We start from the raw sequence: 25,206 nt of genomic DNA, 5'->3' as shown, positions 1-25,206 counted from the left end.
TAAGCTATACGGTTGGCACTATCAGCCCCCGTTACGGACTTTCACCGATTAGTGTACGCCCATGCTGGGCGCACTTAAAAAAGGAGAATGACTTTCGTCATTCTCCCGGTAGTTGAATACGTGTTAAGCAAATTTTTCTGGCGGTGTAATTTCCATTGGTAATTCTGTCCTTCTAAAATTAGTCAGTAGGTGCTTTTATAATCTACTTTCGTATTCTTCTACCATTCTTTTTACCATTTCGCCACCTACGGAACCGCATTGTCTTGAAGTCAAGTCTCCATTATAATCTGTAAATGGAACTCCTAACTCTTGTGCAACCTCGTTTTTGAATCTGTTTAGTCCTAATTTAGATTCTGGAACTAATGCTTTTGACATATTGATCCCTCCTCAGCTTAAGGTATTTTTAATAAGATTTGTTGAGTTACTACTCAATTCATCTTACACTATTATATTGTCCATCTGACACTTTCCTATACGAATTAATAAACGGTAAATTACCCATTTTCAGTTTATTTAACCCTTATTTTCTGTCCTGCATATATCTTGTTAGGATTGGAAATCCCATTCAATTCAGCGAGCTTTTGGTACGTTGTTCCATACATAGCTGCTATTCCAGACAAAGTATCTCCATATTTAACAGTATAGTATACAGGAGCTGATGAACCAGAGCCAGTTGATGTCCCACCTGAAACTAATACTAAATCGCTTATATAAACCCAACTTGTTATCTCTTTTATTAAAGCTTTATTTCCTGATATTTGTTGCACAGTATAAACATTATTTTTAACCCAGGATGGTATAGCTTGACCTGTAGCATAATTAGATCCTATAATTTTTACCCGTGAATCTACTGAAATTGTACCTGATGAAGTATTACCACCAGAGGAATTTGTTCCTTTTATTATTTTAAGGACTTGTCCAACATAAATTTTATTAGGGTTACTAATACCATTTAGTTTAGCTAGTTCCTGATAGGTTGTTCCATACATAGTAGCAATTCCTGATAAAGTATCTCCAGCCTTTACTGTATAAGTTTCATAATTATTTTCTGGTTCCTGTGGAGCTGATGAAGAACTTAAAAGTATTCCCTTTGTAAATTCATTCATATCACAATTTCCTGATACACCTGGAACACTACCAGTAGAACTATATTGGAATCCTACCCAACTATTCCATATTGGATTGCTACCTGGTGTTAAAACTCCATAGTGAGCTATCCAAAGTGGGTACACTCCTAATCTTGAATCAATATTAGTTCTAGCAAAATAAGTGTAGGTATATACAACTATATCTAAACCAGTTAAACTCTTAAGCTCATTTATAAATGTTAAGGCTTTATCTGTTAATGCGCTTTTACTAAAATTATCAGCAACTTCAAGATCTAATGCTAATTTACAATCAGATACCTTTCCATTAATTGTATTTGCAAAATGTTTTGCTTGTGCCTTTGAATCTAAGGATGGTCTAAAGAAATGGTAAAATCCAATCTTCAAACCTTGAGCTTTTGCCCTAGAATAATTTTGATTTAACTTTTTATCAACGAAGGTTGTACCTTCAGTGGCTTTCATATATACTATTTGAATTCCACTTTGCTTAACTTTAGCAAAGTCAATATTACCTTGCCAGTTACTTACATCTATGCCTCTAAAATTATTTGAATTTCTGCTTTCCATAAAAAACACGCCCCTCTTTATTAAAATATGTAGAATATGATAAATATTCCACTACTTCTTGTATAACTATGTTAATTAATGTGTTTTAGGGAGTTTTTTTATGAGAATTACCTCTAGATCTACAATTAATAACTATCTTAGAAGATTATTTTCAGAAATAATTATTAATTCTAAATAAAAGTTTATAGGAAAATGTAACTTATATTTAATTCTCCAATTTATATAAAAAGGGTGGAGTAGATAATTATTTTGCTTGTTCCGTCGCTACGCTTCAAGTCACATTAAAACAAATATCCCCCCACTCATACTAAATAAATTATAAGATTATTATCCTTAGATTTTATATTTTTTAATATGAAAATATAATAATACCTTTTATTTATAGCAAATTAAAATTTTATAATTTCCTAGACATAAAAAAAGACTTAATGAAAATTCATTAAGTCTTTTTGGTGGCAGGGGCAGTAGGATTTGAACCCACAACCAATGGTTTTGGAGACCACTACTCTACCGTTGAGCCATACCCCTATAACGAAGTTAATTTTATCATGATAATTAACCACTGTCAACAAATTATAAAAATAAATATTTTATAAAAATATTGTATATGTCAATAAATTAAACTATAATAATTATAATTATTTGATTATCAAAATATTTGATTATAGATTTATTTGGAGGTTATTATATTATGAAATTTAATCCATTAAAAATAGGAGATTTATCAGTCCCTCTTCCTATAATTCAAGGTGGAATGGGAATTGGAGTATCACTTTCTAATCTTGCTTCTGCTGTAACAAACGCAGGAGGAATAGGTGTTATTTCAGCTGCTCAAATTGGATTTAGAGATAAAAACTTTGAAAATAACGCTTTAGATTGTAACTTAAAAGCTTTAAAAGAAGAGATAAAATTAGCAAAAGAAAAATGTAAAAACGGTATCCTAGGGGTAAATATAATGGTCGCTACAAAGGAATATGCAGAACATGTTAAAGCTGCAATTGAAGCTGGTATTGATATTATTATATCTGGTGCTGGTCTTCCAACTATGCTACCAAAACTAACAAAGGGAAGTAGTGTAAAAATTGCTCCTATAGTTGGAACTCCTAAGTCTGCTAAAGTTCTTTTAAAATTATGGGATAAACATGACAATGTTACTGCTGATATGGTTATTATAGAAGGCCCTAAAGCAGGTGGACACTTAGGATATGCTAAGGATAAACTTGAGCTTGAAGATGCAAATTTTGATAATAATGTAGTTGAAATAGTTGAAGAGGTAAAAAAATATAGCGAAAAGTATAATAAAGATATTCCTGTAATTGTAGCTGGTGGTGTGTTTGACGGCAACGATATAGCTAAATACTTAAAGCTTGGTGCTAATGGTGTGCAAATGGCTACAAGATTTGTTGCTACAGAAGAATGTGATGCTTCTGAAGCCTATAAAAAAGCTTATGTTAATGCAAAAAAAGAAGATATATCAATAGTTAATAGTCCTGTTGGTATGCCTGGACGTGCTATATTAAACCCATTTGTTGAACATACAAGAAAAGAAAGAATTAAAATAACAAAATGCTATCAGTGTCTTACTCCATGTAATCCAGCCGTAACTCCATACTGTATAAGTAAAGCTCTTATACAAGCAGTACGTGGTAATTTAAATGAGGGTTTAATCTTCTGTGGAGAAAATGCTTATAAAATAGATAAAATTTCTACTGTAAATGAGATTATGGAGGAATTAAAACAAGATTTATTAAATGCATAGAAAAAGAGGTTGCTTTAGTCAACCTCTTCTTTAATATTAATCTGCTAGATAAACTAAGCCTATCTGTTTTCTTACTTCATCCATGATCTTCATAGTATTAAGTGAGTTTTCATGTGAATTAATTTCCGACTCTCTCTTTCCTTCTTTAATAATCTTTATAAACTCTTCTACTTCATAAAACATACTTTCTTTTTCAAATTGTTCATTTGAAATTACTTCTTCCCTACCATCTCTATACCTTATAGTTATTTTATTAAAACTATTAATTTGTTCAATGATTATACTTCCCTCTTCTCCTTGAATTTCTGAAGGAATATATGAATTTGATATCTTAGAATACTGAATAGTTCCCATCATATCATCATAATTGAAAACTACAGAACCCTCCCCATCTACACCTGTGTTAAGCATATAAGCATCAGCCTTAATATAATTAGGCTTTCCAAACAAAGCTACCATTGGATAAATTGTATAAACACCTATATCCATTAATGCTCCATTAGATAATTCTCTTTTAAAAGCATTTTCTATAATTCCAGCTTTATATTTATCATATCTAGAAGAGTACTGACAGTAGCTGCCAAAGTACTTTCTTACCTTACCAATCTTGTATAAGTTATCTTTAAGTATTTTGAAATTTGGCATTTGTACTGTTTTCATTGCTTCCATAAGAAGAACATCATTTTCTCTTGATGCCTTAATCATATCTAAAACTTCTTTAGCATTAGACCCAAAGGCTTTTTCAACTAAAACATGTTTCTTATTATTCATGCACAAAATTGCCTGTGATGCATGAATGGAATTAGGAGACGCTATATATATTGCATCTATCTCTTCACACTTTGCCATCTCTTCTAAGTTATCAAAAAATAATTTAGCTCCATAAGGTTCACCAAATTCTTTTGCCTTACTTAAACTTCTTGAATAAACTCCAACCAACTCAAAATCCTCACACTCTTTAGCTCCATCTAAAAACCAGTGAGATATATTACTCGTTCCTATAAGTCCAAATTTAATTTTGCTCATATTAATCATCATCCCTTATACTTTATTCTTATTGTTTATTCCATATATCTTTTACATACCTAAGTTCATCTATATCAACTATGCTATTAATATAATTCTATCTTATTAAAGAAAAACCTTTCCAAAAATATATAGAAATTTCTTTTCTAATTTCACTTATTTATATATTCTTATATTTATATATTTTTATATTCTTATATTTATATATTTTTATATTTATATATTTTTATATTTTTATATTTAAGCTATTTACAGTTTCTATAATAAATATAACTAACATTAAAATGTTCAAGTCACCAAAAGTTAATGTCAATTATAATTTCCTAAAGAATAAAAAAAGAAATCGTCTAGCGATTTCTCATCATCATCTTCTTATCCTGTCTAACTTATCTTATGTCTTTTATCCATTATAAACTTTGATCCTACAACTGCTACTATTAAAACTGAAATAGGAATTAAAAATTTTGGTGATAATGGATTGTGCGCTTCTCTTCCTATTATTGAATAACATATAGTTTCTGGTACAACCCCTATTAGAGAAGCAATTATAAAGTCCCAATACTTTATCTTTGTAAGACCACAAGCATAACTTAATGGATCATATGGAAGCACTGGTGGCAATCTAAGTAAAAACAATATTTTAAACCCGTTCTTTTCCATATTGTTATCTAACTTCATTAACTTTCCACCAATGATACTTTCAACAAAGTCCTTGCCTAAAAATCTAGAAATATAAAAAGCCACTGTGCCAGATAAAAAAAATCCAACCATAGTCAATAAAAATCCCTTTATTGGACCAAATACAATTCCTGCCCCTAAAGCCAAAATATTTGATGGTATTACTATAAAGAAAGGCTTCATAATATGCATTGCTAAATATACAACCATTGCTACAGGGCCTATGCCTTCAAGATACTTAAGTAATTTATGAATTTTCAAATGTTTAATAGTATTCCAATTTAGTAAAACAAAAACTAATATACATACTATAAAAACAATAAAAATAGTAAACTTTATTTTATTAATATTTTCTTTTCTCATTAATAAACCCCTTACACCTGTTATCGTTTCCCTCTTAATATCCTACCACATATTTAAACTTAAGTTTCTTAATTTTTTCTAAAATAAAAAAGGAGATTAATTAACACCTCCTTTTATTTTATTTAATATATTATAAATTATGCTTAATTAGTATTTCATCAATGAACTTCCCATTCTCATAGAAAAGCTCACCATCAGCATAAATCTTACCACAATTCCTCATATCACATAGCATGTCCCAATGAATTGAAGACTTATTCTTTCCTCCTGCTTCTTCCATAGAATCTCCAATTGCCATATGAACAGTTCCACCTATCTTTTCATCAAATAGCATATTCTTTGTAAAGTTCTTAATTCCATAGTTAGTACCTATAGCTACTTCTCCAAAGCTACTAGCTCCTTCATCTATAGATATAAGGCTCTTAAGTAAATCTTCCCCCTTCTTTGCAGTAGCTTCAACTACCTTCCCATCCTTAACTATTAGCTTAATACCTTCAACTTCTTTTCCTGCATAAATTCCTGGGAATGAAAAAGTAATATATCCATTTACTCCATCTTCTACAGGTGATGTGAATATTTCTCCATCTGGGAAGTTAGCCTTACCATCACAATTTATCCACTTTCTTCCCTTAACATTTACCTTTATATCAGTTCCTTCAGATACTATATGGATTTCACTCTTTGTATCTAAATACTTAACCCATCTTTCTTGCTCTGCACTTATTCTCTTCCACTCAGCTACTGGATCATCAAAGTCAAGTAAACCTGCCCCATATACAAAGTCCTCATACTCTGAAAAGCTCATAGAAGCTTCTTGTGCATCAGATTGTGTTGGATATTGTGTACCACACCATCTTAATTCACCACTGCCCATTCTATCTGAGTAGAATCTTCTCCACTTTTTTGCACCCTCCTGAGATTTCTTTAATATTTCTGAGTCCATATTAGTAAATGCTCTAGTATTTCTTGACCCCCATGCACTTAACCATACATCTGCTTTTTCAAGTATTGTCTCCATTATAAGATCACCATGTCTTAATTGCTCATCATTTGAATATTTAAGTTGCACCTCACGAGCTTCCTGTGAACTTAATTTATATTCAACATATGCACCAGCCTTAGTAGCTTCTTTTATTACTTCTGTCGCCCATGGTGTACATACTTCATCTGCTGATACAAATACTAAATCTCCTGGTTTTACTTCTGTTGAATAGTTAACTAATAGTTTTGCTAATTTATTTAACCTTTTATCTGCCATACACTCATCCTCCTAAAATAAACTTAATAGGATAATTATACCACAGATTAAACTTCTCTAAGGATAGTTTTAATTTAGAACTTCTTTGCTGTTAATTCACTAAATAGAAACTATATTTTTTTATTATAATAGTAGCTAAATCCTATATGCGCTACTGGCATAATTACCAACAACGCTATCAGTATAGATATTGCTGATATTTCAAATATTGATACTAAAATAAACATAAATAAAACTATAATATATGATAAGTTATATGCACTATATCCAGCCTTATCCCATATTTGATGAAGTCTTTCATCCTTTTCTTGAATTTTATAATTTTCATTATATTTTCCATTCTTAAATAGGAAAGTTCCTAAAAAAGCTGCAACTCCACCAGATAAACACCCTATTCCAAAGCCAAAAACTAATTCTTCATGAACTAAAGCATCTCCTTGAATTTTATAAGCAATTAGTAAACTTACTCCTACCAGCATTAAAATTAGCCCTTGAATTCTATTTTTATTTGTAATTGACATAAACTCTCCTCCTATTCCTCTTCATAAATAAATATTTCTTCAATAGATCTTCCAAAAATATTAGCTATTTTAAAGGCTAGTATTATAGATGGGTTATACTTTCCATTTTCTAAAGATATTATTGTCTGCCTTGATACAGTTAATTTTTCTCCCAATTCCTGCTGAGTTAACTTAGCTTCTTCCCTTAGCTCCTTAATTTTATTTTTCATAAACACCTCCAACAAAGCACTTGATGTAAAGCTTCCTTTACTTCAAAAGCTATACAAATGTAAAGTTTCCTTTACTTACATTCTAATCTTTTCCTTCCCCTATGTCAAGCACACTTTACATCTAAATTTAATAATTTTGTTATTTTTTTCCTAATACTAATGATATAATTTAATTGGTACACATTTTTTTAGGAAGGAAATAAGCATATGTATACTTATAATTTATTTCAATGGATATTACTATTTTATATATATTGTTTTTTAGGTTGGTGCGTTGAATCAACAATAGTTTCAACTAGAGAAAAAAGATTTATAAATAGAGGTTTTTTAAAAGGGCCATTTTTACCTATTTACGGTACAGGTACAATATTAATTTTATTTGTCTCTTTACCATTAATAGATCATCCTATTCTTGTTTATATAGCTGGTTTAATATCTACTACAATTCTTGAATATTTTACTGGATGGTTAATGGAAACATTATTTAAAATTAAATATTGGGATTACACTGATGATAAATTTAATTATAAAGGTAGAATTTGTTTAGTTAGTTCCTTATTTTGGGGAGTTTTAACATTGTTTGTTGTTTATGTTATACATGCCCCTATATCAACTTTTATAGCTAGCTTAGGAAATACAACTACAGTTGTTTTATCAGTTGTCGCTTCAATAATTTTTATATTTGATTTTGTATACTCTACTTATAACGTACTTGATTTAAATAGAATATTAGAATTTATGACAAAAATAAGAGAAGAAATGGAATCATTAAGTACTCAGATAAAGGAAAAAACTTCTTCATTATCTTCTACTGATTTAAGCTTAATAAAGGAAAAGTTATCTTCATTAAAGGTCGAATATGATAAATATGCTGAAAAAGTCAACTTTTTTCATAAACAAATTATAAAAGCATATCCAAGTGCTAGTTCTAAGAAATTTAATGAAGCATTTAAAGTGTTAAAAGATAAAATTGGAAATACATTTAGAAGAAAATAATATTATTTTAAAAGGACCGAGTTATCGGTCCTTTTAATCCATTATTTCTTAACTATTGTTCCTTTATATGAAATTAAATCCTACAATTTAGAAATTATCATATATTTGCAAAATACCTATGTGCCTCATTCATCCATTTATGCGGACATAAAAGCATATTATTCTCATATACATAGTTAATATAATTTTTACATGCATTTTCTAATGATATGCTTAATCCCTCTTCTATAATATCTATATATGGTGGTTCTCCATCTTGATCCCATGATATTTTATCAGCAAGAAATAAGACCATTTCATATTTGCTAGGTTTACTTCTTAATGTGGTATGACACTCAATTGAAGATAATATATCTTTTTCTGTAATACCAAAATAGTGAAATGCTATTAACTTAGAAATTCTTTGATGTAGCAAAAAAGGATATTTTTGTTCAGAAATATCTAACAACATATTATTTTCATTTGCTATGACAATCATATCCTTTGGCTTTATTATTGAACTAATATCATGTAGTAACGCTGATTTATAACATATTTCAGAATCTAACAGAAACCTATCAGCTAACTTTAAACTTGTTTCAGCAACCTCTAATACATGTTTTTTAGTATGATTCTTATTATTTACTTCAAGAAGCTCACATACATCCTTAGTGAAATCTCCTGTTTTCTCTATATTATTTATATAATCAAAATTATCTAATATAATTGACATAATTAAATCCCCCTCTAAATTCCTATTTATCTAACTCGTAAACTTATTTAAGTATACATAAAAAACAATAAGTATTAAATATTGTTTACCATTATATTTAAAATAATAATCTTTATAGATTTATATTTGTTTATTATTATACTGTAAATAGAAAAATGAACTACTATCAAGGGTAGTTCATCTTTTTATTGCTTCATTAATTTCTTCGTAATACTCTTTTGTTATATCTGGCTTTTCCCCATTTATAAACACATACTTATCCTTTAACTTAATTTTTAGATAAGGAGAGCTATTTCTATAAATATATATAGGTGTGTTACCATATCCCTCTAATTTAAAGTATCCAACGCTATAATGGCTCCCTCCTATCCCATTAGTCTTAATAGTAGCTTTAGGCATTTCGTTAATTAATTCCACACCTTCCACATCATCAATATTAAATTCCATTCCATAAGATGGTGCCTTTATTTTTATCACATTATTATTTATATTCATCTTAAATCCACTAATATCAAATCTTAATAAAGATATACATATACCTACAACAAGAATTATTGCAAATATGTTCCCGCCATAATTTAAAATTCTTCCTTTTTTATTTCCTAAGTTGAAGCACATTCCTGTTCCTATACGCTTTTCAACCATAATTCTGCTATCATGAGGGTTACAATAATATCCTTTTTCCCAATACTCGTCTGTATCAGTAAATAACCTATCCTCTGATGCATATACAACTTTATTTATGCTTTCTTTTATATTTATTGTGGTATATATTATTATAATTACTGAAAAAACTGTAAGCCACATTCCTATTATACATAATATAACTCCTAAGCTTGTCTCCATTATTATCCCTTCAATTATTAAAGCCAAAGTTATACTATTACATGTTGATATTCCAATCCAACAAAGTGACCACTTCTTTTTGTATATTCTATTACACAGCATATTAACTTCTGAATCATTGCTGTATACATTGGTTCTCATATTACTATACCTATTATATAAAAACATAAAAATTAATATTGCTAATAACCCTATTAAAGCTATATATACTGTAATATTTCCTATACTCTCCCTATTAAAAAAAGCTCTTATAACATATAAGATAGAAATTACTATAGAAGGAATAAACCATAATATTGATATTGGCATCCCCTCCTTTAAATTAGTTACCTTCGTATCAATTCTAATTATATTCTTCTCTCCAACATACCAATTATTACTTCTCTTCAACCCCATAAGTAGCTTAATATACTTTTTAATTAGTAAGTCCGAAAGTCCAATTAGTGAAAATGTCCATATAAAAAAATATATTATTATAAAAGAATCATATTTTTTTATAAATATTATTGGAGTAATTAATACTACAGAAGCAACCATCAGGTATTTATTTTCTTTCTTAAATCGATTAATTATTTCTAATACCTTTTCATCTTTTAGCTGTATATACGGCAAGGTTACACCAATTACTATATTGTTATTAGGCTTTGTGGCAGATAAATTTATAAAATACATAGTAAATAAAATTATTAATCCACTAAATAAAAATATATATACCATAAATTCTCCTTCCTAATTATTCACAATTCCCTTCATACCAGCAAAAACTGAATTAAATATATTAAAAAACTCCTCTTTACTTATTCCTTTAAGAACAGATTCAGCTACTAATAATTCTAATTCACTTTCTAGTTTTTCTTTAAACTCAGAAGATAAGTTAATACTTGGATTAACCTTAGCACCATGCCTACGATCAATTTCAATATATCCTTCATCCTTTAATATCTTATACGCTTTATTTACTGTCATTGTATTTACACCTATGTCAGCTGCCATTTGGCGTACTGTTGGAAGGCTTTCCCCTCTCTTTAGTTCCCCACGTCCTATTCCCATAACTATTTCATTTCTTAGCTGAACATAAATAGGTACATCACTATTCATGTTTAAATTAATTATCATGTTATCACCTCTACTTTGTATTATACATTATAATACAAATAATACTTAATAACAATATATCGCTAAATTACTGAAGTTATCCACAATTTAATAATAGCTATAATTTCCTAAAGAATAAAAAAGCGTACCTTAGCACGCTTAATTCCCAAAAAATTCTATTTAAATGTTGCTAATGTTCTTTCATAATTTATCCCTGATAAGAAGTACATTACTCCAGAAGTAGCTAGAGCCCCACCTAGCCCTAAGTAGAAACTTCCTAAATAAACAGGATTAATAATTCCTGAACTTCTTATTGTTATTCCTCCAGCTATCATAATAGCCATAATTATATATCCTTTAATATCAAAAAATGAAAAAATACAATACTTCTCTTTTGCACTTTCTATTATTCTTTTTAGATGTTTTTTAACCATCTTAGAAAAAATAAAATTATAAAAAAGTATATATACAATTATACTTCCTAATATATAACTAAATGGATTCTGAGAATTATTAAATAAATCTCCATACCCTAAAGTAAAAATTCTTGTTCCAGCAAAAGCCCATAATAATCCACCAACAATGAACAGAATTCTATCATTTGCACTTACAATTAAATCCTTTATAAGCTTCATAAAATCTTCCTCCTTTATTCCACTCTTATTAATTTCATAATACTCCTCATTTTTTAAGCAGTCAATTATAATTAATAACTTTTATTAATTAATCTTTATTATTGTATCCTATCAGCAATTTTATTTATTTTTTATTTTTATGAATAAAACCTTGGAACTTGTCCATAATATTAATGAAATCATAAATTATAAAATTCATATGGACCACACACCCATATGAATCCCCCTATATTAAAAATAACAAGCCTCTAAAGCTTGTTATTTTTTATTTCTATAACCAAAAAATTCTTATAGTTTTATCTATAAGAACTTTTCCCGTATTCTCTCTCATTCTTCTTTTATACTTATAATTGAAAGTTATTAATATATTTATATTAATTCCCCTAACTTCAATTATAACGTTATCATATTTCTTCCGAAAAGTTTGTCGATTATTGTAGCGAAATTCATTTTTTTTATTTATTTTACCTAGTAATTTATGGTATATTATAATTAAAGTTATTATAGAGGTGAATTATGGTTAAATTGTTAGCTTATTATATTGTTTTTATCAATCTATTAGGAATTATATTAATGTTTTTAGATAAAAGAAAAGCTGTAAAAAATAGATGGAGAATTAGCGAGAATACATTAATGTTTACTGCTCTTATAGGTGGTTCATTAGGATGTCTTATAGGAATGTATACATTTAGACATAAAACTAAGCATAAGAAATTTACTATTGGTATACCAGTACTACTAATTGTAAATATTCTTTGTATAATAATGATAATTAAATAATCTAATTATCACTAGCATATCTATCATAACTTCCATCATACATTTCTTCTTTTCTACTAGACTCTTTCATAATAAAAATATTTATATCTTCAAAAAAATACACATTTGTATGATGAATACCAGGATGTACTCTTGCTATTAGACCATTATCTTTATGTTCAGGAGTATACATTATACTTATAAATATTAGTCCAAATATAAATACCATAACTGCTAATGCACAAACAAGATTAGAAAATAATTTAATTAATTTATATTTTGTTTTTCTCTTTACCCACCTGAATATAAGAAATGTAGCTGATAATCCTACAGATAATACACTTAATGCAGTAACTACATTCACCCATGCATGATATACATATTTTCCACTTATGAAACAAAGACCTATAATATAGACTACTATAATAATTCCGCAAATTTTACATATCTTCTTAAGAAATTTATCCTTAGTATTAATCTCGTTATTCTTTTCCATAAGCCCCTCCTTTTTTACTTTATATGCCTCATTTTAGCACATAACCTCTTAATCTATTTCTTACAAAATACTTAAGTATGTAACAAAAAAACTGCCCTTTCAGGCAGCTTTATCTATAGTATCTAATTCAATTTTTCTCTAGTACCTTAAATTTTTTCCCTAGTACTTCTTAAAATCCATTATTTTCAGTTACTTCTTTAATCCATCTTCCAGACTTCTTAATTGTCTTCTTTTGTGTATCTAAATCAACTGAAATGTATCCATATCTGTTCTTGTAAGCATTTAACCATGACCAGCAGTCTATTGGTGTCCATGTATGGTAACCAAAACAGTTTGATCCTTCTTCTATTCCTCTATGAAGGTGCTCTAAATGTTCTTTAATAAAGTCGATTCTATAATCATCCTCTATTATTCCATCTTCATTTTTATATCTATCTTCACCCTCTACGCCCATTCCATTTTCAGAAATGTACCAAGGAATGTTGTTATAATTATTCTTTAAATTCATAGCTATATCATACATTGCTTCAGGGTAGATTTCCCATCCTCTATATGGATTCATTCTTCTACCTGGCATAATGTAGTTATCAAAATACTTATCTGGCATCCAACCTAAAGCTTCGTCATATGCTTCTTCCTTAGCCTTAACTCTTCTTGGTTGATAATAGTTAACACCTAAGAAATCTATAGTGTTGTCCTTTATTATAGCTATTTCTTCCTCTGTAGCTTCCCATAAAACTTTATCTTCTGTAAGTTTTTCAACTAAATATTCTGGGAACTTACCTTTTATAGCTGGATCTAAGAAAGAATTGTTAAAGAAATCATCTGCAAATTTAGCTGCAGCTAAATCTTCCTTACTTTCTGATCTTGGATATGAAGGAGTTAAATTAAGCACTATACCAATCTTTCCTCCATCCTTGTTATATTCACCTTTTCTATAAGCTTCAATAGCCTTTGCTGATGCAAGATTTATATTAAACATAACTTGAGCAGCTTTTTTACCGTCTACTAAACATGGATAATGGAACTTATATAAATATTGCCCTTCAACAACTACTATTGGTTCATTGAATGTAGTCCAATACTTTACTCTATCTCCAAATAACTCAAATGCCTTTTCTGCAAACTTAACAAATAAGTCAACTACATGCTTTGATTCCCATCCACCATACTTTTTGTACAATTCAACAGGTAAGTCAAAGTGATGTAAATTAATAATTGGAATAAGTCCATTCTTTAAACATTCGTCTATCATATCGTTATAGAATCTTACACCATCTTCATCAACTTCTGCAGTTTCAAAATCTTTTATTAATCTAGTCCATTGGATTGATGTTCTAAAAGAATTTAATCCAATTTCCTTTATCATAGCTAGATCTTCTTTATAGCTATTATAAAAATTAGATGCAACGTTTGGTCCTACTTTATCAAAAAAAGCATCTGGTTCTATATCATACCAATGATCAAACACGCTATCATGTTTTTTATTAAAACGTCCTTCTGATTGTGGTCCAGATGTTGCTGACCCCCATAAAAAATTTTCTGGAAATATAAATTTCTTTTCCATTCCATTACCACCTGCCCTTTCTTTAATTTTATTCTATATAATTTTTATTCCACAGTAACTATTTGTCTATACAATAAATTTTACTAATGATAAAATTAAATATGAAATATATAGCATTTATGAGGTGGTTTTGTTGAAAAGTAAGGAAATAATAAGAGATATAATAGAAGACATTACCTTAGAAAAATATAAAGTTGATGAACGAATGCCATCGGAAAGTCAATTAGCTATAAAATATAACTGTAATAGACATACTGTTAGAAAGGTTACTGAAAGTCTAATTGAAAGAGGATATTTAAGAAGAATTCATGGTGGTCCAACTTACATAAATGGCTTACCATCAAATCATATTTTAAATTTTTCATCTTTACTTGAATTATATGGAGAAAGTTCTATTACATCTAAAGTAGTAAAATTCAAATTAGAAGTAGCTACACCTGAGATATGTAACATGTTAAAGTTGGATGAAGGATCTAAAGTTTGGTCTATCATTAGAATAAGATACGTTTCTACAACTCCATCACATACAGAGGAAACATTTATTCCTTACTCCCTTTTACCTGACTTAAAGGAAGAGGACTGTTTACATAGTTTACTTCATTATGTAGAAAGCTCCTTTGATTACGAAGTGAGTCATGCTATTAAAAACATTAGTGCTATAAAGCTTTCTAAAAAAGATTGTGAATACTTACAACTACCAGAGGATTCTTTAGCCCTTCAAATTGAAAATACAGGCTATTTAACTAATGGAAGACCTTATGAATATTCAATAAATAAACATAGAGATAATAATATAACTTACTATGCAAAAAGATAAAATTTCATAAAATAAAAGCTACAAAACAAACTGTTTTGTAGCTTTTATTTTATTTATGATTTTTCTTAGCATTACCATTTTTCTTTTTTTCTAATTCTTGCTGACTTGCACAGCTTTTACACTTTTTTTCACTCACTTTAATCACCAGCCTTTAAGACCATTGATTATTTGTAGCACTCTTTGGATTTGGTTTTTCATCTTTTCCATGTCCGCATCCACAGTTACAGATATTTACCATGCTTCCTCTGTTGCAGTTTAAATCATCTGCTCCATGGTTGTGATGGCAGTTATGTTCATGATTTTTATCATGATGACAGTGACAATTATGTTCGCTCATAATATATCCCTCCTCAATTTTGATTACACTTATATTATCTGTAGCGGACAAATATTAATGCTATGAAATCAATGTATTAAAATCATTAAATTCTCTATTCTTCCTCTTCTTTTTTATTATAAAAAACCATGTATAATCCAATTGCGACCAGTATTATAGGAAATGTTAATGATCTATTCATCCAATGAAATACATTTCCAAATATCATAGAGAAAAATGCACCAAATGTAACAAAAGATAATATACAAATAGGAATCAATAAAGCCTTTTGTTTCCCACCATACCAATATAATTGAAATAAACCTATTGCTACAGCTAAAGTATAAATTGGCCAAGTATATGCTGAAAATTGCCATCTAGTTATCTCTTCAAATAAAAAAAGTAATCCTAATGTAGTTAAAATTCCTCCTGGCACTAACATTCCTGGACCTTTTCTATTTGTAAAGTAAGCTACCTCAAAAGACAATCCTGGTACTAACAAAAAGATTGGCCATAAAGTTCCCATAGTAAACAGTCTTATATTAAATATTTTATCTACTATTCCTAATATACCTATTACAATTAAAGCAATTCCAAAAATATACTTTTTGTTATTCATTATCATTTCCTCCATTAACTTTATCTAACATTCTCATAATAAGTTTTTCTTCTAACAACGCTTGTCCCTTAAATGGAAACCTATCCTTTACTGATAATCCATCAAAGCAACACATTTTTGCTTCTTCATAATCATTTTCAATAAACAACTTATATGATGCTAAAGTCCTTCTACCATTGATATCTTTATCATTAATTAATAACTTTTTAGTTTTAGTAAAATATTCTTTTGCTTTTTCTTCTTTTAATTCTATTGCAGAATAATAATATATAAATTCGTTATAAAATCCTGGTCTTGAGTACTCTGGAATAATATCAATATGATTTTCTAAAAACTCTATGTTGTTTTTCACTTCTTCTATATTGTCTAAATCCAAAGCCTTAAAATATTCATATAACACTATTTGTATTGTTGCCACATCTACTTTTTCAATATTTTTAATATCAACGTTTAAATCTAAGTCTTTAAAACTCACTCCGCCCCTTAATTTATTAGTTACGTCCAAAATTTTTAAGTAAATTTGTCCTGAAGGTTCATTTCTTAAAATACTCCAAAAAATATTACCATCGGTAGCTATTCCTATAGACTTTATTGGAATAAAGTTCATTATTGCTAACAAGCTAGTTACAACTATTCCTGCAATTAATATTCCTTTTAATAGCACTTTTCCAGAAGGCATTAAAAACAATCCAAACAACATAAGTAATATACTTATAAAATTAAAAATAACTCCTCCAGAAATAAATAAAAGATGATCCTTTCTACTACTCTCTTTAGTTGGCATCATGCAGCATAATCCACCAATTTCTTTATTAAATTTCAAATAAAATTTTACTCTTCCATTTTCGTAAAACCAATTAAAACAAGCAATTGAATATCCAATTAACTTATATTTTGCTTTTTTACCAAAAATAAAATGACCAAATTCATGAATATTAATTGATATAAACATCCACACATACAAAGATATTAATATTATAAAAAAATCAATTGGTCTAAAGCCTATACTCTTAAGACTTATTGTTTTTCCAAAAAAAACTCCTCCTAAAAAACCTACAACTATACAGCCTATAAAGAATAAAATCCTTTTTTTATTTTTATTTTTTTCACTACTTGATTTATTCATAATCCCCCTACTTTTCCTTATTATTTCCATTTATTTAATTATACATTAGTTTATTCCACTTCAAAAAAAATAAATAGTAATTTAATATAGAATTAAGGTAACAATTATTTGTTTTCTATTATTCCATAAGATAAACTTATAAAAAAAGAAATCCTCACGGATTTCTCTTTTTAATCTCTATTATTTAAATACTTCTTGTTTCCTTTTCCAAGAACTTCTTCTCTTCTTCATTTAAATACGGACTTAACTTTTCATAAACAGTTCTATGATAATTGTTTAGCCATTCTCTTTCTTCTTCATCTAATAAAGAAACATCTACCCCTTCTAAGTCAATTGGACAATATGAAATAGTATCAAACTTATAGAATTCTCCCATTTCATCATTCTTAAAAGCCTTAGTAACTAATAGGGTATTTTCTGTTCTTATTCCATGTTTATTTTCCTTATAAACTCCTGGTTCATTCGTAAGTATCATACCTGGCTCAAGTGCTATAGTATTACCAAAAGGCCTTATTCCTTGAGGTCCTTCATGAACATTTAAAAAGAATCCAACACCATGACCTGTTCCACATTTATAATCCATACCATACTTCCATAATGGTCTTCTAGCTATAGCATCTAGGTTACATCCATTAGTACCCTTTAAGAAAATAGTTGTAGCTAGGGCTATGTGAGATTTTAATACTAAAGTAAAATCTCTCTTCTCTTCTTCAGTTATTGATCCTAATATAAATGTTCTTGTTATATCAGTAGTTCCATCTAAATATTGAGCTCCTGAGTCTATAAGTAACATTCCTTCACTATTTAATTCATACTGGCTTTCTTCTGTAGCTGAATAATGCATCATTGCTGCATGATCTTTATAACCAGCTATTGTATTAAAGCTTAATCCCTTAAACTTTTCTCCATTAGCTCTTATTTCTTCAAGCTTATCTGATGCTGATATTTCAGTCATATTTATTTTTCCTACATTCTCTTTAAGCCATTTAATAAACTTAACCATGGCTACTCCATCTCTCACTTGAGAAACTTCCATGTTCTTTATTTCAACTTCATTCTTAACTGCCTTAAGAGATGTTGTAATATTTAAGTTTTCTATTATTTTTACATCTTCTGAAATTAAAGAATAAAGTTTTCCATTAACTTTAGCACCATCAATAATAATAGATTCAGTTACATTCTTTATATCTTCATAAATATCATTATATGGCTTTAGCGTTACACCTTGTGCTTCTAATGTTCTCTTATCATCATTAGTTACCTTTTCCTCATTAATATAAAGAACTGCTTTCTTATCACTTATTAAAGCATAAGCTAAAGCTACAGGATTATAAGCTATATCATTCCCTCTTATATTAAATAGCCAAGCTATATCATCTAAGGAGGCAATTACATAGTTTTCTCCCTCTAGTTTTTTCATTTCATCTCTCACTTCTTGTAACTTTTCACTAGTACATCTTCCACAATACTTTGTATCATGGATAAATATCTTTTCTTTTGAAAGTTCTGGTCTATTACTCCAAATTTCATTTAAAAGGTCCCTATCCATCTTTATATTAAATCCATTTTTCTTTGATAATTCTTGATAATTTTTATACTCATTAGTAGAGATTGTACTTCCATCAAAAGCTAAAGTTTTTCCTTCTTTAACATTATTCTTTATCCACTCAATTAAGCTTGGATAACCAGGTATATTCATCTTCATAAGCTTAATTCCTGAACCATTAAGTTCTTTTTCTGCTTGAATAAAGTATCTTCCATCAGTCCATAAATAACTTTCTTCTATCCCAACTAATAAAGTACCAGCAGAACCTGTGAATCCTGATACATAAGCTCTTCCTTTATAGTATTCTGGAACATATTCACTTTGATGTGAATCACCACTTGGAATTATGTAATAATCTACATTTTCTTTTTTCATGACTTCTCTTAAATTATTTAAATTACTCATTTTCAGTCCTCCCCAATGATTGTAAATTATAGTTCTATTATACAATTAATTAACATTCTATCAATAAAAATATATGATAAATGACAAACTATGATATTATAGAATAAAAACTTTTATAAGAAGGTGAATTTAATGAAAAACGTAGCAATAATAAGCTGTTCAAATGGTCTTCAAGAAAGTGCAAGACCTACACTAGATAAACTTTTAAAGATTTTTAGCTCTCTTGGGTTAAATGTAGTCCTATCTTCAACTATTTATGTTAAAGATGATGGACTTTCTAGTGGAAGTGGCAAGGAACGTGGAGAAGAACTAATGAATCTATATAAAGATTCTTCAATAGATGCAATTTTTGATATTTCTGGTGGAGATTTATCTAATGAGGTATTAGAATATATAGATTTTGATGTAATAAAAAACAATCCTAAACCATTTATAGGATATAGTGATTTATCAGTAATCTTGAACAGTATATATTCCCAATCTGGTGCCCCTTCTTACCTTTATCAAGTTAGGCATATTGTTACTAACGAAGAAAACTTAAATAGATTTACTAATTTTATTAAAGGCCTTAATAATGATTTATTTAACTTTAAGTATAACTGGATTCAAGGAAAATCTATGGAGGGCATAGTTATTGGAGGCAATATTAGATGTACTTTAAAACTAGCTGGAACTAAATATATGCCTGACTTCAAAGGTAAAATACTTTTACTTGAAAGTCTTGGTGGTGATGTTGCTAAGATGAGAACTTTTTTAACTCAGTTAAAGCTTATGGGAGCATTTAAAGAAATTAACGGAATTATTCTTGGAACTTTTACTGAAATGGAGAAAAATAATTATAATCCTACTATTGAGGAACTAGTCAAGGAAATTGTTAATGATAAAAATATGCCTATAGTTAAAACAAAAGAATTAGGGCATGGAAATGACTCTAAGTGTATAGTCATTGGTAAAGAAATCAAATTAGTGAATAATTAAAAAAGTACTATTCTTTTAATATACCTTAGATATCCTATTAATATACTCTGAATTTGACACAAGATAATAATTATGAAATAATAATCATTATCAAAAATCAAAAAGGAGAAATTATTTATGGATTATAAAAAGACGGCAGAGGAAATCTTTTCTGGTTTAGGTGGAAAAAATAATATAAATGATTTATCCCACTGTATGACAAGAATTAGAGTAAAACTAAATGATACATCAATTGCTGATAAAGAAAAAATCGCTTCAGCAGAAGGGGTTATTACAGTAGTCGAAAAAATGGGACAGTTTCAAGTTGTTATAGGAAATAAGGTTACTAAAGTTTATGATGAATTCATTAAACTTGTACCAGAAAAAGATATATCATCATCTACTATTGAAACTAAAGAAAAACACAATATTGGTAATAAAATTTTAAGCTCAATTGCTGGAATATTTACTCCTACCATACCTGCAATAGCTGGTTCCGGTATGATAAAAGGAATCTTATCAGTTTTAGCAATGTTCTATATGAATAAATATGGTATCAATATAAAGGAATCTCAATCTTATATAATTTTAAATGCTTTATCTGATGCTATATTCTTCTTTATGCCAATCATCTTAGGATACACTGCTGCTAAGGTATTTAAAGTTAACGAAATTATATCAATGGTTATAGGGGCTACTTTGTGCTACCCTGCTTTTGCAGCACTTATGACAGGTGATGCTGCAGTTAGTTTTCTTGGACTACCTGTTACAAAAGCTACCTATACATCCTCAGTAATTCCAATTATTATTGCTGTATGGGTACTTTCATATGTTCAAAAACTTTTAGAAAAATACATTCCAGAAGTTATTAGAATCATAATGGTTCCAACACTTTCTTTACTAATTATGTTACCAGCTACATTATTTATATTTGGACCAATAGGAATATATTTAGGCAATGCTATTAACTTTTCTTATAAATACATTTATGGATTAAGCCCAGTATTATGTGGTGCATTCATTGGTGGTTTATGGTGTGTTCTTGTTATATTTGGTGCTCACAGAGCTTTATTACCTATCGGAATAAATGATGTTGCTACAACTGGAAGACAAAATCTTTTAGCCTTTGCAGGTGCTGCAAATTTTTCACAAGCTGGTGCTGCTTTAGGAGTATTCTTTAAAACTAAGAATAAGAATTTAAAAACTATAGCAATGTCTGCTAGTATTACTGCTTTATTTGGTATAACTGAACCTGCTATTTATGGTACTAACCTTAGGCTTAAAAAGCCAATGATTCTTGCAGTTATCTGTGGATCTGTAGGTGGTGGAATTATGGGACTTGGTGGTGCTTATGGTAATGCATTTGCTAACCAAGGCATATTAACAATTCCTGTATATGCTGAAGCTGGTACTATTGCATTCTTAAGTTACTTAGGTGGATGTGCTATAGCATTCCTTGGTTCTGCTATACTTACCTATATCGTAGGATTTGATGATATTAAAGAATAAAACAACTTAGGAGGACTTATATATGAATTCAATATTTCCAAAGAATTTCTTATGGGGTGCATCCTCTTCTGCATTTCAAATAGAAGGTGCATGGGATGAATACGGAAAGAAAATGACTGTAGCCGACTACAACTCATTTAAAAAATCTCACTTTCAAGCTGATACAAAGGTAGCTTCAGACTTCTATCATAACTTTGAAAAAGATATTGATTTAATGAAGGAACTTGGAATGAAAACTTATAGATTTTCTATTTCATGGGCTAGAATAATTCCAGATGGTGAAGGTGAAATTAATCAAAAAGGAATAGACTTTTACAATAAGGTTATAGATAAACTAGTAGCAAACAAAATTGAACCTTTTGTAACTTTATATCACTTTGATTTACCCTTTGCTTTAGTTGAAAAATATAATGGTTGGGAAAGCAGAGAAACTGTATTTGCCTTTGAACACTATGCTAAAGTATGCTTTAAAGAGTTTGGAGATAGGGTTAAGTTTTGGCAACCTCATAATGAACAAAACCTTATTGTTAGAGTTGAAGAAAGAATCAATATTTATGATGAAACAGATCCTTTAAAGATTGATAAAATGCGTGCTCAAATGGATTACAATATGTGTTTAGCACATGCTCTAGCTGTTAATGCTTGTCATGAAATGATTCCTGGAAGTAAGATTGGGGCTGCTGTTTCATCTTCTGTAACATATCCTCTTACTTGTAAACCTGAAGATATTTATGCTGCAAGAATGAATGATAACTTTAAGGTTTACTATATGCTTGATATGCACCAATTTGGTGAGTATCCAGGATACTACATGAACTATTTAAGAGAAAGAAACATTATGCCTAATATGGAGGAAAGTGATAAAGAAATCTTAAAGAAGGCTAAGATGGATTTTATAGCAGTAAACTATTATCGAACAAATTGTGCTGAAGCACTACCTGTAGATGCTGAACATCCTTTTGGACTTAGAGAAGGTACTGTAGATTTTAACATGTATGGATTATTTAAAATGTCTATGAATCCACAGCTTAAAGCAACAGAATATGGTGCTGCAATAGATCCTTCTGGATTACGTGTAGCTTTAAATGAATACTGGCAAAGATATCGTCTCCCACTTATAATCACTGAAAACGGATTAGGAACTCCTGACATTTTAGAAAATGGAAAAGTTCATGATGAATACCGTATAGATTACCTAAGAAACCATATCAATGCTTGCGCTTTAGCTATTGAAGATGGTGTTGAAATGCTTGGATATTGTCCATGGTCATTTATGGACTTATTAAGTTCTGCTCAAGGATTTAGAAAACGTTACGGGCTTGTCTATGTAGATAGAACTGATGATGATACTTTAAGTATGAAAAGAATTAAAAAGGATAGCTTCTACTGGTATCAAAATGTTATTAAAACCAATGGAAAAGAATTAAAATAGCAAACATAATAAAAGGTTGTTGCAATTTGCAATAACCTTTTATCTTTAAAACTACATAAGTTCTTTAGCACAAGCTATATAATAATGTCTTCCATTTGCACTTGTTATTAACTTTGACAATCCTATAAGTCCTTCTGCCTTTAACCTCTTAGCCTCACTATTTTTATCTATAACTAAATCACAAAGCTGAATTGCCCATTGATATTCTTCTTTATTTAAAGCATTTTTTATTTCATTTATAATCTTTTCTTCTCCTCCAATAAACTCTACCATTTTTCTTGAATATACATCCATTGATAGTGGATTAATGTTAGTAGGATTTCCATCAAACCACCCAACATATCCTCCATAAATTGAACGTACTGCCCAATCTACTGTTCCATAGAATTCTCCTAAATAAGGTTTACCTTTATATTCCTCAGGAAGATTAACATTTGTCACAACTTCATCTTCACTCATACCTTTATTCATACAATCTAAAGTCTGAAGAAGTATGTATTCAATTGCTCCTGTAAAATCCCCTAAAATATCTTGGATATTTTTATATCCGAAAATTGGTTTTGTATGCCCTGGTAATAAAACTTCTGCAGGATATGATAAGATATTCTTTAAACTATCCACCCATGTAGCAATATCACGATATTGACCTCCTCTTATAGCATATAAATTAGGAAAGCACCCATAGTAATTATCTCCACAACATAATACTTTACTATCTTCTAGCCATACAAATAACTGGTCATCAGTTTCTCCTACTGCTGATACTAACTTAAGTGACACTTCATCAATAACACGCTCAACCACATCTTCAGTATATATAGTTGTTGGCTGAAGAAAATCATATTTTCCTTCATTAATAGCATGACCTTCTCTTATTCCAATACCTTGAGTTATAACCTCTTCATCTGTTAATTCATATCCAAACTGCCTTGCTGTACGTCTGTTTAATACATCTGATATCTTGTCCATATATTTTAAAACAGCTCGCTTTGGTGCAAAAGCTATAATTTCCTCAACAGTATCTTTAAAAGCTCCAGCTCCCCCCCTATGATCTGGATGACCATGAGTATAAATTATAGTCTTTACTGGTTTTTTAGTTATCTTCTCTATATCCTCTTTCATTGCTTTTGCTCTATAACTAGAATCCAAAGTATCCACAAGAATTAATGAACTTTTACCTTCAATTACTATAGAATTACTATGCCCATATCCAATAACATGATAAATTCCTTCAGAAACTTTTATAATACTCTTTGGATAAGCCTCCATTGCAAACTCTTCAAGCAATAATTCTCCATCTTTTTTTAACATGTTAATTCTCCTTTTGTTTGTATAGTCTTTAATACTCCTTTATAATAATAGTAAAATCTTACCTTTGGAAGTAGGCACCTTTTTGTCCGATACGCACTTTTTGGTAAGAATTAAACTTTTAAACGTAGGAGATAAAATTATGATTTCAAAAAATGATTTACCCACTTGTCCTGTTGCTACAACTGTAGGATTAATAGGTAACAAGTGGAAAATATTATTATTAAGGGATTTATTAACTGGTACGAAGAGATATAGTGACTTTCAGAAAAGTTTACCTCAAATTAGTCAAAAAATATTAACTCAAAATTTAAAATCTATGGTTAATGATGGAATTGTAATTAGGATAGCTTATCCTGAAGTGCCACCAAGAGTTGAATACAGTTTAAGTCCTCTTGGCGCTTCTTTAAAACCTATTATTAAATCTATGGAAATATGGGGAACTGATTATTTAAATACATATAAAAAGCATGACTAACAGGTTATGATTTCCTAAATAATAAAAGGGGCTGTATCAAAATAAATTTGATACAATCGGATAAAAAGAAAGAAGAGAATTCATGAATTTGAATTCTCTT

Annotated in this window: 26 protein-coding genes and 1 tRNA gene; 8 read left to right on the top strand and 19 right to left on the bottom strand. The window is 29.1% G+C overall.

The window, feature by feature from the left end; all coding sequences use genetic code 11:
- Positions 1–195: 195 nt before the first annotated feature.
- From I4V16_RS16695 to I4V16_RS16685, 3 genes are all read right to left on the bottom strand, one after another.
- Entirely contained in the window at positions 196–375 is a 180-nt protein-coding gene (locus I4V16_RS16695; RefSeq protein WP_049178971.1) for an alpha/beta-type small acid-soluble spore protein, read from the bottom strand.
- Positions 376–509: 134 nt separating this feature from the next.
- Positions 510–1,673 (bottom strand): GH25 family lysozyme, encoded by a 1,164-nt coding sequence (locus tag I4V16_RS17610; protein ID WP_271822427.1) that lies wholly within the window; start codon positions 1,671–1,673, stop codon positions 510–512.
- Positions 1,674–2,126: 453 nt separating this feature from the next.
- Positions 2,127–2,201 (bottom strand) — tRNA-Trp (locus tag I4V16_RS16685).
- A 163-nt stretch (positions 2,202–2,364) separates the two neighbouring features.
- Here I4V16_RS16685 and I4V16_RS16680 point away from each other — a divergent pair.
- Positions 2,365–3,432 carry a nitronate monooxygenase gene (locus tag I4V16_RS16680; RefSeq protein ID WP_099328169.1) on the top strand — a complete coding sequence of 356 codons (1,068 nt, stop codon included), beginning with the start codon at positions 2,365–2,367 and terminating at the stop codon, positions 3,430–3,432.
- Positions 3,433–3,468: 36 nt separating this feature from the next.
- Here the strand turns inward: I4V16_RS16680 and I4V16_RS16675 are convergent, their stop codons facing one another.
- The 5 genes from I4V16_RS16675 to I4V16_RS16655 form a co-directional block, all read right to left on the bottom strand.
- Positions 3,469–4,458 (bottom strand): Gfo/Idh/MocA family oxidoreductase, encoded by a 990-nt coding sequence (locus I4V16_RS16675; protein WP_099329757.1) that lies wholly within the window; start codon positions 4,456–4,458, stop codon positions 3,469–3,471.
- A gap of 381 nt (positions 4,459–4,839) precedes the next feature.
- Positions 4,840–5,499 (bottom strand): TVP38/TMEM64 family protein, encoded by a 660-nt coding sequence (locus I4V16_RS16670; RefSeq protein WP_049178369.1) that lies wholly within the window; start codon positions 5,497–5,499, stop codon positions 4,840–4,842.
- A gap of 130 nt (positions 5,500–5,629) precedes the next feature.
- Positions 5,630–6,757 (bottom strand): aminopeptidase, encoded by a 1,128-nt coding sequence (locus I4V16_RS16665; protein WP_099328167.1) that lies wholly within the window; start codon positions 6,755–6,757, stop codon positions 5,630–5,632.
- Between the two features lie 110 nt (positions 6,758–6,867).
- A complete protein-coding gene (locus I4V16_RS16660; RefSeq protein WP_049178367.1) occupies positions 6,868–7,278 on the bottom strand; it encodes a hypothetical protein in 411 nt (136 codons plus the stop codon).
- Between the two features lie 11 nt (positions 7,279–7,289).
- Positions 7,290–7,487 (bottom strand): helix-turn-helix transcriptional regulator, encoded by a 198-nt coding sequence (locus I4V16_RS16655; protein ID WP_027096953.1) that lies wholly within the window; start codon positions 7,485–7,487, stop codon positions 7,290–7,292.
- A 207-nt stretch (positions 7,488–7,694) separates the two neighbouring features.
- Between I4V16_RS16655 and I4V16_RS16650 the strand changes: the two genes are divergently transcribed.
- Entirely contained in the window at positions 7,695–8,483 is a 789-nt protein-coding gene (locus tag I4V16_RS16650) for a putative ABC transporter permease (protein WP_053089731.1), read from the top strand.
- Positions 8,484–8,580: 97 nt separating this feature from the next.
- Here the strand turns inward: I4V16_RS16650 and yqeK are convergent, their stop codons facing one another.
- The 4 genes from yqeK to I4V16_RS16630 all read right to left on the bottom strand — a co-directional run bounded on the left by yqeK (position 8,581) and on the right by I4V16_RS16630 (position 11,771).
- Positions 8,581–9,195 carry a bis(5'-nucleosyl)-tetraphosphatase (symmetrical) YqeK gene (gene yqeK / locus I4V16_RS16645; RefSeq protein WP_053089730.1) on the bottom strand — a complete coding sequence of 205 codons (615 nt, stop codon included), beginning with the start codon at positions 9,193–9,195 and terminating at the stop codon, positions 8,581–8,583.
- A gap of 177 nt (positions 9,196–9,372) precedes the next feature.
- Positions 9,373–10,758: a PH domain-containing protein gene (locus I4V16_RS16640; protein WP_195542136.1), complete on the bottom strand. Its 1,386-nt coding sequence runs from the start codon at positions 10,756–10,758 to the stop codon at positions 9,373–9,375.
- 12 nt (positions 10,759–10,770) lie between these two features.
- Complete coding sequence (locus tag I4V16_RS16635) at positions 10,771–11,157, bottom strand: GntR family transcriptional regulator (RefSeq protein WP_049178365.1); 387 nt, start codon at positions 11,155–11,157, stop codon at positions 10,771–10,773.
- Positions 11,158–11,312: 155 nt separating this feature from the next.
- Entirely contained in the window at positions 11,313–11,771 is a 459-nt protein-coding gene (locus I4V16_RS16630; protein ID WP_049178364.1) for a hypothetical protein, read from the bottom strand.
- A 516-nt stretch (positions 11,772–12,287) separates the two neighbouring features.
- On the opposite strand from I4V16_RS16630, the gene I4V16_RS16625 reads away from it, so the two are divergent.
- Positions 12,288–12,551, top strand: a complete 264-nt coding sequence (locus tag I4V16_RS16625; RefSeq protein WP_049178363.1) for a DUF1294 domain-containing protein — start codon at positions 12,288–12,290, stop codon at positions 12,549–12,551.
- 1 nt (position 12,552) lies between these two features.
- Here the strand turns inward: I4V16_RS16625 and I4V16_RS16620 are convergent, their stop codons facing one another.
- Both I4V16_RS16620 and I4V16_RS16615 read right to left on the bottom strand, forming a co-directional pair.
- The gene (locus I4V16_RS16620) at positions 12,553–13,026 is read right to left on the bottom strand and encodes a hypothetical protein (RefSeq protein ID WP_049178362.1); all 474 of its coding nucleotides are present in this window, start codon (positions 13,024–13,026) and stop codon (positions 12,553–12,555) included.
- A 169-nt stretch (positions 13,027–13,195) separates the two neighbouring features.
- Positions 13,196–14,593, bottom strand: coding sequence for a glycoside hydrolase family 1 protein (locus I4V16_RS16615; RefSeq protein WP_049178361.1), 1,398 nt, complete (start codon positions 14,591–14,593; stop codon positions 13,196–13,198).
- A 133-nt stretch (positions 14,594–14,726) separates the two neighbouring features.
- On the opposite strand from I4V16_RS16615, the gene I4V16_RS16610 reads away from it, so the two are divergent.
- The gene (locus I4V16_RS16610; protein ID WP_049178360.1) at positions 14,727–15,410 is read left to right on the top strand and encodes a GntR family transcriptional regulator; all 684 of its coding nucleotides are present in this window, start codon (positions 14,727–14,729) and stop codon (positions 15,408–15,410) included.
- A 151-nt stretch (positions 15,411–15,561) separates the two neighbouring features.
- On the opposite strand, the gene I4V16_RS16605 is transcribed toward I4V16_RS16610, so the two are convergent.
- The 4 genes from I4V16_RS16605 to I4V16_RS16590 form a co-directional block, all read right to left on the bottom strand.
- Positions 15,562–15,747, bottom strand: coding sequence for a hypothetical protein (locus tag I4V16_RS16605; RefSeq protein ID WP_049178359.1), 186 nt, complete (start codon positions 15,745–15,747; stop codon positions 15,562–15,564).
- A 94-nt stretch (positions 15,748–15,841) separates the two neighbouring features.
- Positions 15,842–16,345: a hypothetical protein gene (locus tag I4V16_RS16600; RefSeq protein ID WP_049178358.1), complete on the bottom strand. Its 504-nt coding sequence runs from the start codon at positions 16,343–16,345 to the stop codon at positions 15,842–15,844.
- Entirely contained in the window at positions 16,338–17,471 is a 1,134-nt protein-coding gene (locus tag I4V16_RS16595; protein ID WP_049178357.1) for a site-2 protease family protein, read from the bottom strand. The genes I4V16_RS16600 and I4V16_RS16595 overlap by 8 nt, the downstream gene beginning before the upstream one ends.
- A gap of 184 nt (positions 17,472–17,655) precedes the next feature.
- The gene (locus I4V16_RS16590) at positions 17,656–19,428 is read right to left on the bottom strand and encodes an aminopeptidase P family protein (protein WP_049178374.1); all 1,773 of its coding nucleotides are present in this window, start codon (positions 19,426–19,428) and stop codon (positions 17,656–17,658) included.
- A gap of 126 nt (positions 19,429–19,554) precedes the next feature.
- Here I4V16_RS16590 and I4V16_RS16585 point away from each other — a divergent pair, with 126 nt between their 5' ends.
- The 3 genes from I4V16_RS16585 (at position 19,555) to I4V16_RS16575 (ending at position 23,320) form a co-directional block, all read left to right on the top strand.
- Complete coding sequence (locus tag I4V16_RS16585) at positions 19,555–20,400, top strand: S66 peptidase family protein (protein WP_049178356.1); 846 nt, start codon at positions 19,555–19,557, stop codon at positions 20,398–20,400.
- Positions 20,401–20,517: 117 nt separating this feature from the next.
- Positions 20,518–21,888 carry a PTS transporter subunit EIIC gene (locus I4V16_RS16580; protein WP_049178373.1) on the top strand — a complete coding sequence of 457 codons (1,371 nt, stop codon included), beginning with the start codon at positions 20,518–20,520 and terminating at the stop codon, positions 21,886–21,888.
- Between the two features lie 22 nt (positions 21,889–21,910).
- Complete coding sequence (locus tag I4V16_RS16575; RefSeq protein ID WP_049178355.1) at positions 21,911–23,320, top strand: glycoside hydrolase family 1 protein; 1,410 nt, start codon at positions 21,911–21,913, stop codon at positions 23,318–23,320.
- 51 nt (positions 23,321–23,371) lie between these two features.
- Here the strand turns inward: I4V16_RS16575 and I4V16_RS16570 are convergent, their stop codons facing one another.
- Positions 23,372–24,631 carry an alkyl/aryl-sulfatase gene (locus I4V16_RS16570; RefSeq protein WP_099329752.1) on the bottom strand — a complete coding sequence of 420 codons (1,260 nt, stop codon included), beginning with the start codon at positions 24,629–24,631 and terminating at the stop codon, positions 23,372–23,374.
- A 139-nt stretch (positions 24,632–24,770) separates the two neighbouring features.
- On the opposite strand from I4V16_RS16570, the gene I4V16_RS16565 reads away from it, so the two are divergent.
- Positions 24,771–25,106 (top strand): helix-turn-helix domain-containing protein, encoded by a 336-nt coding sequence (locus tag I4V16_RS16565; RefSeq protein ID WP_049178353.1) that lies wholly within the window; start codon positions 24,771–24,773, stop codon positions 25,104–25,106.
- Positions 25,107–25,206: the final 100 nt, after the last annotated feature.

The sequence above is a fragment of the Clostridium sp. 1001283B150210_160208_E6 genome, assembly GCF_015669365.1.
Taxonomy (GTDB): Bacteria; Bacillota; Clostridia; order Clostridiales; family Clostridiaceae; genus Clostridium; species Clostridium paraputrificum.
The sequence above is the reverse complement of the archived record's forward strand: the minus strand, read 5'-3'. Positions and strand labels throughout refer to the sequence as shown.

What these genes read in the sequence shown, in the direction of transcription:
- I4V16_RS16695 (WP_049178971.1), bottom strand. Translation starts at nt 375, where the DNA reads ATGTCAAAAGCATTAGTTCCAGAATCTAAATTAGGACTAAACAGATTC.
- I4V16_RS17610 (WP_271822427.1), bottom strand. Translation starts at nt 1,673, where the DNA reads ATGGAAAGCAGAAATTCAAATAATTTTAGAGGCATAGATGTAAGTAAC.
- I4V16_RS16680 (WP_099328169.1), top strand. Translation starts at nt 2,365, where the DNA reads ATGAAATTTAATCCATTAAAAATAGGAGATTTATCAGTCCCTCTTCCT.
- I4V16_RS16675 (WP_099329757.1), bottom strand. Translation starts at nt 4,458, where the DNA reads ATGAGCAAAATTAAATTTGGACTTATAGGAACGAGTAATATATCTCAC.
- I4V16_RS16670 (WP_049178369.1), bottom strand. Translation starts at nt 5,499, where the DNA reads ATGAGAAAAGAAAATATTAATAAAATAAAGTTTACTATTTTTATTGTT.
- I4V16_RS16665 (WP_099328167.1), bottom strand. Translation starts at nt 6,757, where the DNA reads ATGGCAGATAAAAGGTTAAATAAATTAGCAAAACTATTAGTTAACTAT.
- I4V16_RS16660 (WP_049178367.1), bottom strand. Translation starts at nt 7,278, where the DNA reads ATGTCAATTACAAATAAAAATAGAATTCAAGGGCTAATTTTAATGCTG.
- I4V16_RS16655 (WP_027096953.1), bottom strand. Translation starts at nt 7,487, where the DNA reads ATGAAAAATAAAATTAAGGAGCTAAGGGAAGAAGCTAAGTTAACTCAG.
- I4V16_RS16650 (WP_053089731.1), top strand. Translation starts at nt 7,695, where the DNA reads ATGTATACTTATAATTTATTTCAATGGATATTACTATTTTATATATAT.
- yqeK (WP_053089730.1), bottom strand. Translation starts at nt 9,195, where the DNA reads ATGTCAATTATATTAGATAATTTTGATTATATAAATAATATAGAGAAA.
- I4V16_RS16640 (WP_195542136.1), bottom strand. Translation starts at nt 10,758, where the DNA reads ATGGTATATATATTTTTATTTAGTGGATTAATAATTTTATTTACTATG.
- I4V16_RS16635 (WP_049178365.1), bottom strand. Translation starts at nt 11,157, where the DNA reads ATGATAATTAATTTAAACATGAATAGTGATGTACCTATTTATGTTCAG.
- I4V16_RS16630 (WP_049178364.1), bottom strand. Translation starts at nt 11,771, where the DNA reads ATGAAGCTTATAAAGGATTTAATTGTAAGTGCAAATGATAGAATTCTG.
- I4V16_RS16625 (WP_049178363.1), top strand. Translation starts at nt 12,288, where the DNA reads ATGGTTAAATTGTTAGCTTATTATATTGTTTTTATCAATCTATTAGGA.
- I4V16_RS16620 (WP_049178362.1), bottom strand. Translation starts at nt 13,026, where the DNA reads ATGGAAAAGAATAACGAGATTAATACTAAGGATAAATTTCTTAAGAAG.
- I4V16_RS16615 (WP_049178361.1), bottom strand. Translation starts at nt 14,593, where the DNA reads ATGGAAAAGAAATTTATATTTCCAGAAAATTTTTTATGGGGGTCAGCA.
- I4V16_RS16605 (WP_049178359.1), bottom strand. Translation starts at nt 15,747, where the DNA reads ATGAGCGAACATAATTGTCACTGTCATCATGATAAAAATCATGAACAT.
- I4V16_RS16600 (WP_049178358.1), bottom strand. Translation starts at nt 16,345, where the DNA reads ATGAATAACAAAAAGTATATTTTTGGAATTGCTTTAATTGTAATAGGT.
- I4V16_RS16595 (WP_049178357.1), bottom strand. Translation starts at nt 17,471, where the DNA reads ATGAATAAATCAAGTAGTGAAAAAAATAAAAATAAAAAAAGGATTTTA.
- I4V16_RS16585 (WP_049178356.1), top strand. Translation starts at nt 19,555, where the DNA reads ATGAAAAACGTAGCAATAATAAGCTGTTCAAATGGTCTTCAAGAAAGT.
- I4V16_RS16580 (WP_049178373.1), top strand. Translation starts at nt 20,518, where the DNA reads ATGGATTATAAAAAGACGGCAGAGGAAATCTTTTCTGGTTTAGGTGGA.
- I4V16_RS16575 (WP_049178355.1), top strand. Translation starts at nt 21,911, where the DNA reads ATGAATTCAATATTTCCAAAGAATTTCTTATGGGGTGCATCCTCTTCT.
- I4V16_RS16570 (WP_099329752.1), bottom strand. Translation starts at nt 24,631, where the DNA reads ATGTTAAAAAAAGATGGAGAATTATTGCTTGAAGAGTTTGCAATGGAG.
- I4V16_RS16565 (WP_049178353.1), top strand. Translation starts at nt 24,771, where the DNA reads ATGATTTCAAAAAATGATTTACCCACTTGTCCTGTTGCTACAACTGTA.